Origin of the sequence: Streptomyces adelaidensis (genome assembly GCF_016598475.1) — a bacterium.
Lineage (GTDB): Bacteria > Actinomycetota > Actinomycetes > Streptomycetales > Streptomycetaceae > Streptomyces > Streptomyces adelaidensis.
In genome coordinates this window covers 19,042-32,758 of the sequence record NZ_JAEMUX010000069.1, presented here as the reverse complement: position 1 = coordinate 32,758, position 13,717 = coordinate 19,042, and the positions used below count along the sequence as shown (strand labels likewise).

The 13,717-nt window shown below is 70.9% G+C and carries 11 protein-coding genes and 1 riboswitch; all 11 genes read right to left on the bottom strand.

Annotated features, from left to right (window positions below):
- Positions 1 to 455: 455 nt before the first annotated feature.
- A complete protein-coding gene (locus tag I8N67_RS30725) occupies positions 456 to 1,397 on the bottom strand; it encodes a Ppx/GppA phosphatase family protein (protein WP_200307505.1) in 942 nt (313 codons plus the stop codon).
- Positions 1,394 to 1,924: a DUF501 domain-containing protein gene (locus tag I8N67_RS30720; RefSeq protein WP_200307504.1), complete on the bottom strand. Its 531-nt coding sequence runs from the start codon at positions 1,922 to 1,924 to the stop codon at positions 1,394 to 1,396. Before I8N67_RS30720 ends, I8N67_RS30725 begins: the two co-directional genes overlap by 4 nt.
- Positions 1,925 to 1,960: 36 nt before the next feature.
- Positions 1,961 to 2,443 (bottom strand): FtsB family cell division protein, encoded by a 483-nt coding sequence (locus I8N67_RS30715; RefSeq protein ID WP_200307503.1) that lies wholly within the window; start codon positions 2,441 to 2,443, stop codon positions 1,961 to 1,963.
- 106 nt (positions 2,444 to 2,549) lie between these two features.
- Positions 2,550 to 3,830: a phosphopyruvate hydratase gene (gene eno / locus I8N67_RS30710; protein WP_200307502.1), complete on the bottom strand. Its 1,281-nt coding sequence runs from the start codon at positions 3,828 to 3,830 to the stop codon at positions 2,550 to 2,552.
- Positions 3,831 to 4,355: 525 nt separating this feature from the next.
- Positions 4,356 to 5,072: a LysM peptidoglycan-binding domain-containing protein gene (locus I8N67_RS30705; RefSeq protein ID WP_200307501.1), complete on the bottom strand. Its 717-nt coding sequence runs from the start codon at positions 5,070 to 5,072 to the stop codon at positions 4,356 to 4,358.
- A 4-nt stretch (positions 5,073 to 5,076) separates the two neighbouring features.
- Positions 5,077 to 5,257, bottom strand: a riboswitch (cyclic di-AMP (ydaO/yuaA leader).
- 182 nt (positions 5,258 to 5,439) lie between these two features.
- A complete protein-coding gene (locus I8N67_RS30700; protein WP_200307518.1) occupies positions 5,440 to 6,528 on the bottom strand; it encodes a LysM peptidoglycan-binding domain-containing protein in 1,089 nt (362 codons plus the stop codon).
- Positions 6,529 to 6,656: 128 nt separating this feature from the next.
- Positions 6,657 to 7,982: a cytochrome P450 family protein gene (locus I8N67_RS30695; RefSeq protein WP_200307500.1), complete on the bottom strand. Its 1,326-nt coding sequence runs from the start codon at positions 7,980 to 7,982 to the stop codon at positions 6,657 to 6,659.
- Complete coding sequence (locus I8N67_RS30690) at positions 7,979 to 10,162, bottom strand: tetratricopeptide repeat protein (RefSeq protein WP_200307499.1); 2,184 nt, start codon at positions 10,160 to 10,162, stop codon at positions 7,979 to 7,981. The genes I8N67_RS30695 and I8N67_RS30690 overlap by 4 nt, the downstream gene beginning before the upstream one ends.
- Positions 10,163 to 10,192: 30 nt before the next feature.
- Positions 10,193 to 11,254, bottom strand: a complete 1,062-nt coding sequence (locus I8N67_RS30685) for a nucleoside triphosphate pyrophosphohydrolase (RefSeq protein WP_200307498.1) — start codon at positions 11,252 to 11,254, stop codon at positions 10,193 to 10,195.
- A gap of 71 nt (positions 11,255 to 11,325) precedes the next feature.
- Positions 11,326 to 11,994, bottom strand: coding sequence for a SurA N-terminal domain-containing protein (locus I8N67_RS30680; protein WP_200307497.1), 669 nt, complete (start codon positions 11,992 to 11,994; stop codon positions 11,326 to 11,328).
- 228 nt (positions 11,995 to 12,222) lie between these two features.
- The gene (locus I8N67_RS30675; protein ID WP_267912849.1) at positions 12,223 to 13,710 is read right to left on the bottom strand and encodes a serine/threonine-protein kinase; all 1,488 of its coding nucleotides are present in this window, start codon (positions 13,708 to 13,710) and stop codon (positions 12,223 to 12,225) included.
- Between the last annotated feature and the right edge of the window lie 7 nt (positions 13,711 to 13,717).

Here is a 13,717-nt window from a genome sequence, read left to right as displayed (position 1 = left end):
GGTCCAACAGGGGAACCAGCCCTGGTGAGAGACCGTTGTCAATGCCGCGTGAACTGCCGTTCCGGGCTCGCGAACCCTCTGAACCACCCTCTGGTTTCACACGGACGAGACCCCCGCGAAACCCCCTCCGGGACGCCCTGTTGACCCCCCGCACCCCCCGAAGTCTCTGCGGAGCCTCAAAACGTCGCCCATCAGGGCCGATTCTCTTGTGAAGAACTTCACGAAGTTTTCCGGCGGCACATCGGCGAGGGGCCCCGAGGCACCCCTCGGGGGCGCTCATACGTTATCCGCACAGCTCAAGCGAGGCTACCGACGAGTAGCAAAGACTCCCTCACGAAGCCCTCACGGGCGGGGCGATCGCGGCGAGAGAAGGGCGGGAGGAGGGCGGGAGGAGGGCGGGAGGAGGGCGGGAGGAGGGCGGGAGGAGGCCGGACAAGGACCGACGCAAACCGGATCTACGCGACGGACCAGGCGATGCCGTCGAGGATGTCGTGCTCGCTCACCACGACCTCCGCCGCCCCGATCCGGTCCATGATCGAGAGGAGCACGAGGGCGCCCGCCGCGATCACGTCGACCCGTCCCGGATGCATCGACGGGACCGCCTCCCGCTCGGCGTGCGTGGACCGCAGCAGCCACTCGGTGATGGCGCGGACGCGGTCGTAGGGGATCCGGGAGTGGTGGATGGCCGCCGAGTCGTACGCGGGCAGGTCCTGGGCGATCGCGGACAGGGTGGTCACCGAGCCCGCGAGCCCGACGAGTGTGTGCGCCTCGCGCAGCGGAACGCTCCGCTCCGCGAGGTCCAGCGCGGCCTCGATGTCGGCGCGGATCGCGGCGATCTGCTCCGGCCCGGGCGGGTCGACTACGACGCCGTCCCGTACGAGGTGCCGCTCGGTCAGCCGGACACAGCCGATGTCCACGGAACGCGCGCCGCGCACCTCGTCGTCACCGACGACGAACTCGGTCGAGCCGCCGCCGATGTCCACGACCAGATACGGCTTGGCGAGGTCCGCGCGCCCCTTCAGTTCCTTGGTCGCGCCGGTGAAGGAGAACGCGGCCTCGCGGTCGCCGGAGATCACCTCGGGCTCGACGCCGAGGATGTCGAGCACCCCGCGGACGAACTCGTCGCGGTTCTCGGCGTCGCGGGAGGCGGAGGTCGCGACGAAGCGGATGCGCTCGGCGCCGTGCTCCTTGATGACCGCCGCGTACTCGCGGCAGGCGGCGAAGGTCCGCTCCAGCGCCTCGGGGGCGAGCCGGCCCGTACGGTCGACGCCCTGGCCGAGCCGGACGATGGTCATCCGCCGGTCCAGCTCGACGAGTTCGCCGGTGGCCGGGTCGGCGTCGGCGACGAGGAGGCGGATGGAGTTCGTACCGCAGTCGACGGCGGCGACCCGGGTCACTGACCGGTCTCCTCAGCGGGGACCACGCACGGCCCCTTGGCCCACCACTCCGGCAGCATCTCGATCGCCTCGTCGCCCAGCGGGTTGACGCCGGGGCCGGCGGCCAGGGAGTGCCCCACGAGGACGTGCAGGCACTTCACCCGGTCCGGCATGCCGCCCGCGCTCGGGAAGCCCTCCAGCACCTCGATCTCGTCGCGGCGGGCGATGTAGTCCTCGTGCGCGGCCCGGTAGGCGGCGGCCAGCCCGGGGTCCGTCGACAGCCGCTCCGTCATCTCCTTCATCACGCCGTTCGCCTCCAGCGTGCCGATCGCGGAGGCGGCCCGCGGACACGTCAGGTAGTACGTCGTGGGGAAGGGCGTCCCGTCGGGCAGACGGGGCGCCGTCTCGACGACGTCCGGCTGCCCGCACGGGCACCGGTGGGCGATCGCGCGCAGCCCGCGCGGCGGGCGCCCCAGCTGCTGCTGGAAGGCCTCGACGTCGGCGTCGGTCGGCTCGGTGCGCGGGGTGGGAGGCGGGGGCGTTTGCATAACCTGCTACTCAAGTCCTCGGTGGGGCTGGGCGGTTCACTGGTCGGCGGCGTCGGCCTTGTCGACCCCGTCCCAGACATTGGTGTACCAGGGACGGTCGGCCGCCCCCTGTGTCGTACGGGACTGCTTCGCCGCATCCGGGTCGATCATGGTGAAGCCGGTCTCGCCCGGCATCACATAGTGCAGCCGCTCCCGGATGCGCTGCTCGGCGTACGCGTCGTCCTGCCAGCGCGCCTTGAGGTCGCGCAGCTCCTCGACCCGCTCGCGCGCCGCCTCGCGCTCCCGCCGCATGTCGGCGACCTCGGCCCGCTGGGAGACGTACTGCCTTATGGGATAGGCGAGGGCCACGATCATCGAGCAGAGGACGAGGGCGAGCAGCGCGGCGCGGCCGGTCAGGCGGGAGCGGCGGGCCTGGCGCTTGGTCTGCGAGCGGTAGACCCGGGCGGCCGTCTGCTCGCCGATCAGCTTCAGCCGGGTCGCGGTGGAGAAACGGTCCCGGTCCCGGTCCTTCACGGCCATGTCCCGCTTCCCCTTCTTCTCCTGCGTGTATGTGCGTACGTCCCCGCACACGGTACGGGACCGGGTACGGGGACGTACGTACGACGCTGCCTCAGACCTCTGTCGACTAGCCCTTGAAGCGGGGGAAGGCGCTGCGGCCGGCGTACACGGCGGCGTCGTCGAGGATCTCCTCGATGCGCAGCAGCTGGTTGTACTTGGCGACGCGGTCCGAGCGGGCCGGGGCGCCGGTCTTGATCTGGCCGCAGTTCACGGCGACGGCGAGGTCGGCGATGGTGACGTCCTCGGTCTCGCCGGAGCGGTGGGACATCATGCACTTGAAGCCGTTGCGCTGGGCCATCTCCACGGCGTCCAGCGTCTCGGTCAGCGAGCCGATCTGGTTGACCTTGACGAGCAGGGCGTTGGCCGAGCCCTCCTCGATGCCGCGGGCGAGGCGCTCGGGGTTGGTGACGAAGAGGTCGTCGCCGACGATCTGGACCTTGTCGCCGAGCTTCTCGGTGATGGCGTTCCAGCCGGCCCAGTCGTCCTCGAACAGCGGGTCCTCGATGGAGACGAGCGGGTACGCCTCGACGAGCTCGGCGTAGTACTCCGTCATCTCGGCGGCGGTGCGCTCCTTGCCCTCGAAGGTGTAGACGCCGTCCTTGTAGAACTCGGAGGCGGCGACGTCGAGCGCGAGGCCGATCTGCTCGCCGGGGGTGTAGCCGGCCTCCTTGATCGCCTCGAGGATGAGGTCGAGGGCCGCGCGGTTGGACTCCAGGTTCGGGGCGAAGCCGCCCTCATCGCCGAGACCGGTGGACAGGCCCTTGGTCTTCAGCACCTTCTTGAGGGTGTGGTAGACCTCGGCGCCCCAGCGCAGGGCCTCGGAGAAGGACTCCGCGCCGATGGGGGCGATCATGAACTCCTGGATGTCCACGTTGGAGTCGGCGTGCGAGCCGCCGTTCAGGATGTTCATCATCGGAACGGGCAGCAGATGCGCGTTCGGGCCGCCCAGGTAGCGGAAGAGCGGCAGGTCGCTGGCCTCGGAGGCGGCGTGCGCGACGGCGAGGGAGACGCCGAGGATGGCGTTGGCGCCGAGGGAGCCCTTGTTGTCGGTGGCGTCCAGGTCGAACATCGCCTGGTCGATCAGGCGCTGCTCGGTGGCGTCGTAGCCGACGAGCTCCGGGCCGATCTGCTCGATGACGGCGAGGACGGCCTTCTCGACACCCTTGCCGAGGTAGCGGTTGGGGTCGCCGTCACGGAGCTCGATGGCCTCGAAGGCACCGGTGGAGGCGCCGGACGGAACGGCGGCACGACCCGTGCTGCCGTCGTCGAGGCCGACCTCGACCTCGACGGTGGGGTTGCCTCGCGAGTCGAGGATTTCCCGGGCTACGACGACGTCGATGGACGGCACGAGCATCTCCTTCTTGGGATGTGACGCTGGTTGTGCGGGGCCAGTGGGCGCTGACGAACCCTTACTGAGCCCTGCGACTAGAGCCTAACCGCCCCGGGAGCGTCGGCAGTCGACCGACCGTCCCGTGGACAGACAGACCGTACCCATTGTTCCCTGCCGGAACAAAGGGGGGTGGTCGGGAAAGCGAACAAGAAGGGGAACAAGGAGGGGAGCAAGAAGGGGAACGAGGGGGCGAAGCGGGGAGGTGGAGCGGGGAGCCCGCGGGCATGAAAAAGCCCCGCCCCGGTGCGTACGGGGGAATGCGCACCGAGGCGGGGGGCCCGTGGGGACGGGGGGACGGCCCTCACGAGGTCTTCACTATGGAGGACACGGGTGTGAGCGGGCTGTGGTTCAGCTGGGGAGCGGCCTTGTTTTCGGCCCGGCTGAACCGGCCACCTCACCTGCCCGGCCGTGGGGGCGGCCATGGGGAGGGCTCGGTGAGGCGTGGGGGCGGCGGGCGCCCGGCGGCCGTCGGGACCCGGCGGGTCAGCTCAGGTGGAGCTGCTGGCCGGGGTAGATGAAGTCGGCGTCGTCGATGATGTCCTTGTTCAGCTCGAAGAGCTTCTCCCAGCCACCCTTGACGTTCTTCTTCTCGGCTATGCCACTGAGGGTGTCGCCCTTGACGACCTTGTACTCGCCGTCGCCCTTCTTGACCTTCTTGCCGGTCGGGGTCTTGACGGTGGCGCGCTCGGAGGAGCGGGAGGAGCGGGTCTCCTGGGTGCTCTTCTGGGTGCTCTCCTGGGAAGAGGAGGAGCTGGACGAGCCGGAGTTCGAGCCCGAGTTCGAGCTGGAGCCCGAGTTCGACGAGGCCGCGGCGCCGTCGTACGCGGCGCCGGACAGGCCGGTGCCGCAGACCGGCCAGGCACCCTTGCCCTGGCCCGCGAGGACCTTCTCGGCGATCTCGATCTGCTGGGCCTTGCTCGCCTGGTTGGCGGTGGAGGCGTACTGCGTACCGCCGTAGGCGGCCCAGGTGGAGGCGGAGAACTGCAGACCGCCGTAGTAGCCGTTGCCGGTGTTGATGGACCAGTTCCCACCGGACTCGCACTGGGCGACGGCGTCCCACTCGGAGGAGGTGGCGGCGGAAGCGCTGCCGGCGACCATCAGCGGAGCGGCGATGGCTGCGGCGCCGGTGACACCGGCGACGGCGATGGCGCGAGCAGCCTTGGACGGGCGGCGGTGCTTGCCCTTGCTGGAAAACAGCATGGAGTGATCCCCTCACCGACGCCTACGAGGTGAGCTGTCGGGTTCGGGCCGGTTGAGTTGCCCGGCCGCGACCGCTCGCCTCCCGGCTCACGATGCGCGGCTCCACCCCAAGCCGGTCCAGCCTCAAGTGCTGGGCCCGGCGCTTACCTTGGGTCCCCCGCTCCTGCCTACGGCGCTTTACGCGACGACTGTTCCCCGCGGCCATTGGCAGGATTCGGCGTGACGACCACGGGTGCCCGCTGTGGCGAGCGGTCACGACCGTAAACACGTGATTCGCCGAATTTCAAAGACGATCAGGGGGTCTGTGATTCATCTCCCACCGAGATCAAAACGGGCATTCAAGGGCGAACCATGACGGGAACTCCCGCTACTTTTCGCCCGTTTCAACACCGACTTCGAGGGTCTGACCGGGAAGGATAAGGTCCGGGTCAGTTCCAACCGCACCCTCGTTCTCGGCATACAGCTCCCGCCACCCGCCTTCCAGGCCGAGCGAGTTCGCGATCGCCGTCAGGCTGTCCCCCACGAGGACGGTGTACGAGCCGTCCGCGGCCTCGCGTGACGCGTCGCCGCCGCGGGAGGCGTGACGGCCGGAGGACGAGGAATCGGTGCGGGAGCCGTCGGTCGTACCGGCGTCGGAGCCGGAGTTCTCCTCGGCGCTGGCGCCGCGATGACGGCCGGTGCTGCTGTCACTTTCGTCGTCGGTCGAAGAGCTGTCGGTCTGCCCCGAGTTATCCGAGTTGTCCGTCGAGTTCTCGGTTGAGTCCTTGGTCGAATTCTCGGTCGAATTCTCGGTCGAGTCGCCGGCCGCGTCGCCGCCCGCGGAAGAGCTGTCGGAGTCCGTGGAGTCGCCGGAGTCGGAGTCCGCGCCCGCGCCTGCGTCCGCACCCGTACCCGTACCCGTGTCGGCCTTGATGGAGCCCTCGGTGGCATCCGAGGAGGAGTCGGACTTCGAGTCCGAGCCGGACGACGACTTGGCCGAGTCGGACGAGCTGCCCGATTCGGATGAATCAGACGAACCGGATGAACTGCCCGAGTTGGATGAATCACCCGCGACACCCGTGTCCACATCGGCGGAGCCGGAGTCGCCGCCGAGGTTGTGGAGCAGTCCGCAGGTGGACCAGACGCCGACGCCCTGGTCGGCGAGGATCTTCTCGGCGACCGCTATTTGCTGCGAACGGCTGGCCTGGTCGGCGCTCGCGGCGTAGTCGAGTCCGCCGTACCGCTCCCAGTTCGCCTGGGTCACCTGGAGACCGCCGTAGCGCTCGTTGCCGGTGTCGGCGCTCCACGAGCCGCCGCTCTCGCACTCCGCCACCTGGTCCCAGGTGGTCCCGCTGGCCGCGCTCGCGCCGGTGGCGCCGAGGAGTGGGATGGCGATGGCCGAGCCGGTCACGCCGGCTGCGACGAGGAGGGCCGGAGCCTGACGGGGGCGACGGTGACGACCGTTCCCGGAGAGCATGCGGTTGCCTTTCACGCGACAGCGATGACCTGTGCGGAGGGTGTGGTGACGGCCCTTCGCACTGACGTGTGAACGTATCGGCAGTCGATCAGTTGTCACAAGTTAATGCAGCGCAGATCACGTGAAGATCACAGACTTGAGGGAGTGTCATCTTCTGGTGCGGAATTGGGTACTGCTATCGGCCGCCGAACTGGCGTGAATTCCACCGGAAGTGTGCGCAATCCCCGCATGATGAGCCCTCCGCGCCACCTCAAATCGGCCGAATCCCCCGCCAGTCGCAGATCGGGGAGGCGGGTGAGGAGGGTCGCCAGCGCGGTCTGGCCTTCGAGGCGGGCGAGGGGGGCGCCGAGGCAGTAGTGGATGCCGTGGCCGTAGCCGAGGTGCTGGTTGTCGCGGCGGGAGAGGTCGAGGGTGTCGGGGTCCGCGAAGCGGGCCGGGTCCCGATCGGCTGCGGCCAGGACGACGAGGACGGGGTCGCCGGGGGCGATGTCCTGCCCGCCGATCGTGAGCGGCTGGGTCGCGAAGCGCCAGGTGGCGAGTTCGACGGGGCCGTCGTAGCGGAGGAGTTCCTCGACGCCGGTTTCGAGCAGCGCGCTCTCCCCGGCGGCGAGGGACGTCTGAAGGCGGGCACGCTGCTCGGGGTGGGTGAGGAGGGCGTACGTGCCGTTCCCGATGAGGTTGACGGTCGTCTCGAACCCGGCGAACAGCAGGATGAACGCCATCGCGGCCGCCTCGTTCTCGGTGAGGTGCTCACCGTGGTCGGAGGCGCGGATGAGCGCGGAGATCAGGTCCTCGCCGGGCGTGGGGGCGTCGGACAGCGCCTCGCGCTTGCGGTGGATGAGGTCGGCGAGATAGCCGCGCATCTTCTTCACCGACCGGGCGACGCCGCCGCGCGGCCCACCGCCGTGCCGGATCATCATCCCCGCCCAGTCCCTGAAGTCGTCCTGGTCCTCGCGCGGGACGCCGAGCAGGTCGCAGATCGCGTAGATGGGGAGGGGGAAGGCGAACTCGTGGATGAGATCGGCTTCGCCCTTGGCCGCGAACTGGTCGATGAGGTGGTCGGTCAGTTCCTGGACGCGGGGCGCGAACTCGGCGACCCGGCGGGGCGTGAACGCCTTGGAGACGAGGCGGCGCAGTCTCGTGTGATCCGGCGGATCGATGTTCAGCAGATGCGTCATCAACTCGGCCTTGCGCTCACCGGGGATGCCCGTCTTGCCCTTGGCGTGAGCGGGCTCGGCGTGGTGCGCCGGGTTCTTCGAGAGGCGTCCGTCGGCGAGCGCCTGCTTGGCGTCGGCATAGCGGGTGACCAGCCAGGCCTCCACACCGCTGGGGAGCTTCGTGCGGTGCACGGGGGCGTGGTCGCGGAGCCAGGCGTAGGCGGGGTAGGGGTCGGTGGCGAATTCCCAGGTGAAGAGGTCGGGGGCGGGGGTCGTGGAGGGCGGCTGGTTGGTCACTCGGTGACGGTATCGGGCCGGTCGCCCGGGGGAACGGACCGGTCGCCATCAGGAACGGGCCGGTCGCCAGGAGGAACGGACCGGTCGCCCGGAGGAACAGGCAGTTCACCCAGCTGCTTCCTGGCGTAGTAGTGGCCCTGCTCAGCGGCTCTGCGCAGCCACTCCTCGGCCTCCTCCCTCTCGGCGCCGCTCTGCATGCGCCACAGCCAGAAAGCGGCTTCCGCATCTCCCTGAACGGCACTGTGACGGAGCAGTTCCATCCCCTCGACCACAGAGCCCGTACGGACGAGAAAGTTGCCGAGGCCCCGGGAAGCCGCAGGGTGCCCTGCCGCCATGGCTCTGCGGTAGAGCTGCTCCACCTCGGCATCGTGGTCACCCTCGCGGTGCAGAAAGACAGCGAGAGAGAGCACCGCGTGCGGGTCTCCGAGCGCGGCACCGCGGCGGATCCAGAACTCCGCCTCGCTACTGCCCCGGTACTCCAGTGCCCTGCCCAAGCCCGCGGCCGCTCGCTCATGACCGGCGCCGACGGCCCTCACGTACCACCGAAGCGCCTCGCTTCCTTCGGTGCCGAGCAGCATGTCGCCCAGTCCATGGGCCGCCGCCCCGTCCCCTCCCTCGGCAGCAGTCCGCAGGAACCGCTCGGCGCGTATGCGATGCAACCGCCCGGCCTCGCCCGCGGCGCTGACGCTTCCGCGCTCCGCCGCGCTCTCCAGATACCGCAGCGCCGCCGCTTCGTCTCCGGTGTGCAGCAGCAGCGCCGCCCATTCCTCGGCGGCCTGGGGGTGTCCCGCGTCGGCCGCCGCGCGCAACAGGGTTTCGCGTGCCTCGCCGCCCACGCGGTCGGCGAAGGCGAACATCAGCTCGGCGTCCCCCTCCTCGAACCGTGGGTGCAGCGCCGCGTGGGCCGCGTCCAGGACGGCGGCACGATCGATCCGAGCCTCTCCGCCCTCCGCCGCGTCGAGCAGCAGCCACCAGACCTCGTCCGGCACCGGCTCCAGGTCCTCCGACCGGAGCGCCTCCGCGACCAGCGCCCCGTACGCCCGCCAGGTGTCGTCCGCCTCTCCCCGCACGAGCAGTCCCGAGACGCCGAACATCGACGTCGTCGCCCAGGCGAGGGCGTCGTCGAAGGACTCGCGGTCCTCCGTCCCGTACCGCTCCTGGACCTGTCGGAGCAGTCCGACGGGGACGGCGCCCGTCACTGAGCAGCGCGCCAGGTCCACCGCCGCCCGGACCAGCAGGTGTCCACGCGGGTGGCCGGCCCGCGTTCCCACGCGTCGCCACTCGTCGAACAGCAGGTGACCGACCGCGAAGTACGACGCCGCGCCCTCTTTGCCGCTCCACATGTAGGCCGGGTAGGCGCGCGGGTCGTCGTGGGTCGCCAACCGCACCAGCTCGGCCTCGCTCCACTCGCGCGGCAGCTCGACCGTGCGGGCCATGGCGACGACCTGGTCGCCGGGGGCGCTCCCGGAACGGCGCCGGTAGTACTCCTCGGAGTCCATCGTGCCCAGCACCACCGCGCCGAGGGCGGTGAGCCGTCCCAGCAGCCGGGGATCCAGGCCGCCTTCGCCGAGACCGAGATGGTCGGTCACCTCGTCCAGCCAGACGACGTACTCGCCGGGTGCCCCCTTCAGCACGGCGAGCAGTCCGCGCAGATCCTCCCCGGGGTCCGGCGCGTACAGCCGGTGGCCCGCCAGCGACCGCACCCCGTGCCACGCGGTGTACGACTTGCCCGCGTACGGCTCTCCCAGGATCAGCACGAGCCCCCGGTAGGCGAGCTTGGCGCGCAGTTCCTCGTCGCGGTCCCGGGGGACGTACGGCGGGACATCCGACTGCCCGGGTATGTGCTGGGTCGGCCGGACGCCGAACTCCAGTGGTTCGGCGTCCGCGACGGGCCGCCATTCGGCGGGGGCGGGGACACTGCCGTAGTGGTGGTGCTCCGCGGCGACGACCCGGCCGTTGATGGTGGCGTCACGGAAGTCGACGTGGTCCCCGGCGACCTGGGCCCCCGTCGAGACCGTGCCGCCGATGGTGCGGGCCATGATGACGGGCTCGTGGTAGACCCCGCCGGTGATCGCGTTGGCGATGTCGCCCCCGGCGGCGATGGAGTTGCTGCCCGAGGCCTCCACCGAGCGCTCCGTCCCCGCTTCTTCGTCCGACTCCCGCCCCACTCCGGCCCCCATGTGTCGCAACCACCCGTAAGGACAACGGTACTAAGCGTCCAGCCCCTCGGCAGCCCGCACCGCGTCCCGGTAGGCCCGGGCCGCGGCCCGCAGCGCAGCCTCGGGATCGACCCCGGCCGCCTCGGCGCGTACGGCCATCGCCAGCAGCTCGTACCCGGGGCCCTCCCCTGCCGGGAGCGGGACGTCGAGACCCGCCGAACGTACCCGTGAGGCCAGCTTCGACGCGAGGGCCAGACCCGGCTGTCCCAGCGGGACGCCGTCCGTCACCGACTCCCGGCGCTTCTCCACGGCCTTGGTGCGGAGCCAGTGCTGCTGGACCTCCTCCGGGGTCGTGGCGGTCTCGTCGCCGAAGACGTGGGGGTGGCGGTGGATGAGTTTGGTGACGATGCCGGCGGCGACGTCGTCGATGGAGAAGGGGGTGTCGGGGTCGTCCTCGGCGATACGGGCGTGGAAGACGACCTGGAGGAGGACGTCGCCCAGCTCCTCGCGGAGTTCGTCGCGGTCGCCCTCCTCGATGGCCTCGACCAGTTCGTAGGACTCTTCGATGCCGTACTTGGCGAGGCCCTTGTGGGTCTGCTGGGAGGACCAGGGGCACTCGGCGCGGATGCGGTCCATGACCTGGACGAGGTCGAGGAGGCGGGCGCCGGGCAGGTCGTAGGAGGCGGGGAGGAGCTCGAGGGACGGCATCTGGACGCGGCCGGAGCCGGCGAGGCGGGCGAGGCCGTCGGTGAGACGGGGTTCGCCCTCGGCGGCGGCCACCACGACCACGGTGCGGTCACCGGCGCAGTCGTCGACCAGTTCCTCGGCGGTCGGGGCCGCCAGCTCGACCGCTGTGCCGGCCTCGCGGAGGTAGGGAAGCTGGGGGTGTGAATCGTCCGCGCAGAGGACGCGGTCGGCCCCGTGCAGCGCCTGCCAGGCGGGCCAGGAGAGGAGGCCGGGCGCGACACGGTGGCTGGTGGTGAGCAGGACGACCCGGCCGGGGGCGGCCGCGGTGGCGGAGGCCGGGGCCGTCGTGCCGGGGGCCGTCGTGCCGGGGGCCGTGGTGTCGGGGGCCGTGGTGTCGGGGGCGCCGTGGGGGCGGTTTGCGTTCACACCACGAACGTAACCCACGTCACGGACCGCCCCCGAAGTTATCCACAGGCGAAGTTGTCCACAGGTGGCCGTTACGCCGGCTGCTCCGTCCCCGTCGCCGTGACCTCCCGCAGCCACGGTGTCTTCGCCTGCACCAGGCCCACCCGGCCGGACTGATCGACGCCCCAGCTGCCGTAGCGGGGGTTGAGGTCCACGTCGAGTTTCTTGGAGGCCCCGGAGAGGGCCTGCCAGAAGACGGTGCCGCCCTCCGGGGTGTTCAGGTCGGCGCCGAGGGCGGTGGAGAGTTTCTGGACCTCGACATCGCTGCGCAGGCTCTCTTCGAGCTGCTCGGGGGCGACGCTGTAGCGCTGCAGGTAGGCCGTCTCCAGAGCCTCGGCGCCGCCGGCGTCCTGTTCCAGGTCGGAGCGGTACTTCTGGACTTCCTTGCGGGTGACGGTCACCCCGGCGTCTTCGAGCGCCTGGTCGAGGACCTTCTCCAGGACCATGCCGTTCAGGGTGTTGCGGGTGAGGGCGCTGGTCTGGGAGATGGCCTGCTGGTACTGCGCCTGGTCGGGGCTGGCGGCGCGCTGGGCGGTACGCACCTCGTTCACCCGGTTCTCCAGTTGCGCGACCGTGATCCGCTCGCCGCCGACGACGGCCGCCGCGCCGGGATGCGCATCGCTTCCGCAGGCGGTGAGGAGCGGGCCCGCGGCGGCGATCGCGGCGGAGAGGAGAAGCGCGGTGCGACGGCGGCGGTGCAAGTTGGCCTCCTGAGGAGATTGTGCAGACAGGCGCGGCGCGCAGCGCCTCGATGAGGGGCGGCGGTCGGGCGACGGGCGGGCGCACAAGGTCTTGCGGTGATCGATGTTAGGCAGTGGCCCCTACTCTCGGCCAGCCATTCGACCAACGATTCACGCCGACTTCGGGCACCACCGCCCGCCACGTCCGGCTCAGCCGGCGATCTCCGTACGGCACGGCCGCCGCGTGCGTCAGCCGCGGACCTGCCCCAGCCACTGCAGCGTGCGCCGGACCTCGCCCGCCATCGGATGGCCCGGTCCCCGCAGCCGCTCCACGTCGAGCAGCAGTCGGCCCAGGGTCTCGTGGGCGGCGCCGCGGTCGCCGAGGGCGAGGAGCAGGAGGCCTATTCGGCGGCGGATGTCGAGGGAGAGCTCGGGGTCACCGCCGACGTACTGGTTCTCGAAGTACGGCAGCAGGGAGCGGTACTCGGCGAGGGCCGCGGCCGGTTCGCCGAGTTGTTCGAGGCACTGGGCGGACTCGTAGCGGAAGCGCAGGGACTGCGGGTCGGCCTGGCCGGCCTCGGCGGCGCGCTCGTCGGCGAGGCGGCGCAGCTCGGGCAGGGCGCGACGGTACTGGCCGTCGTCCATGAGGGTGGCCGCGTACTGCTTGCGCAGGGTGCGGACGACGGGTGAGTGCTGGCCGTGCTGGGCGGCGGCGGCCGGGAGGATCGAGCCCAGGATGTCGACGGCCTGGGTGATGCGGCCCTCGCCGAGCAGCCGCTTGACCTCGTCGACGGCGCCCGCCACATCGGGCCTGTCGACCGTGGGCGCGGGAGCGGCGGAGGGCTGCGGGGCGGGGATGCGGGCGCGGTCCGGCCAGGGGGCGTGCGGGCGCAGGAAGGGACGCGTGGGGTCGAGCGGCGAGCCGGTGGGCATGCCGCGCGCGGGCAGCAGCGGGAGGAGCTGTTCGTACGTCTCCTGCGCGGAGGACGGGCGGTGCTGCGGGTCCTTGGAGAGCAGCCGGAGGACCAGGGCCTCCAGACTCTCGGGCACCTCGGGGCGCAGTCGCCGGACGGGGACCGGCGGCTCGTAGAGGTGGCGGTGGAGGACACCGAGGGCCGTGGATCCCGTGAACGGGACGTTCCCGCTGAGCAGTTCGTGGATCAGCACACCCAGCGCGTACAGGTCGGTGTACGGGCCGACGGCGCCGCCCATGGCCTGCTCGGGTGCCATGTAGGCGGGGCTGCCGATCGGTGAGCCGGTGTGGGTCAGGCGGGTGGTGTCGGTGTCCATGACGGAGGCGACGCCGAGGTCGAGGACGGTGACCGTGCCGTCCTGCTTGACCATGACGTTCCGCGGCTTGAGGTCGCGGTGGATGATCGGCACCGCGTGCACGGCGGACAGCACGGCGCACAGCTGGGCGGCGACCGAGACGGTCCACTGCCACGGGTACGGGTCGTGCTCGGCGAGGTGGTCGGCGAGGTCGGCCCCGTCGACGTACTGCATGACGAGGAACAGCTCCTCGCCCTCGGTTCCCGCGTCGTGCACGGTCACCAGGCCGGGGTGGTCGACCTGGGCGGTGACGCGGCACTCACGCACGAAGCGGCGGCGCAGCTCGTCGGCCTCCTGGCCCGCGACCTTGTCCGGGCGCAGCAGCTTCACCGCCACGCGTCGGTCGAGGCGCTGGTCGTACGCCGTCCACACCTGGCCCATGCCGCCCTGCCCGATGAGCGTGGACAGCTCGTAG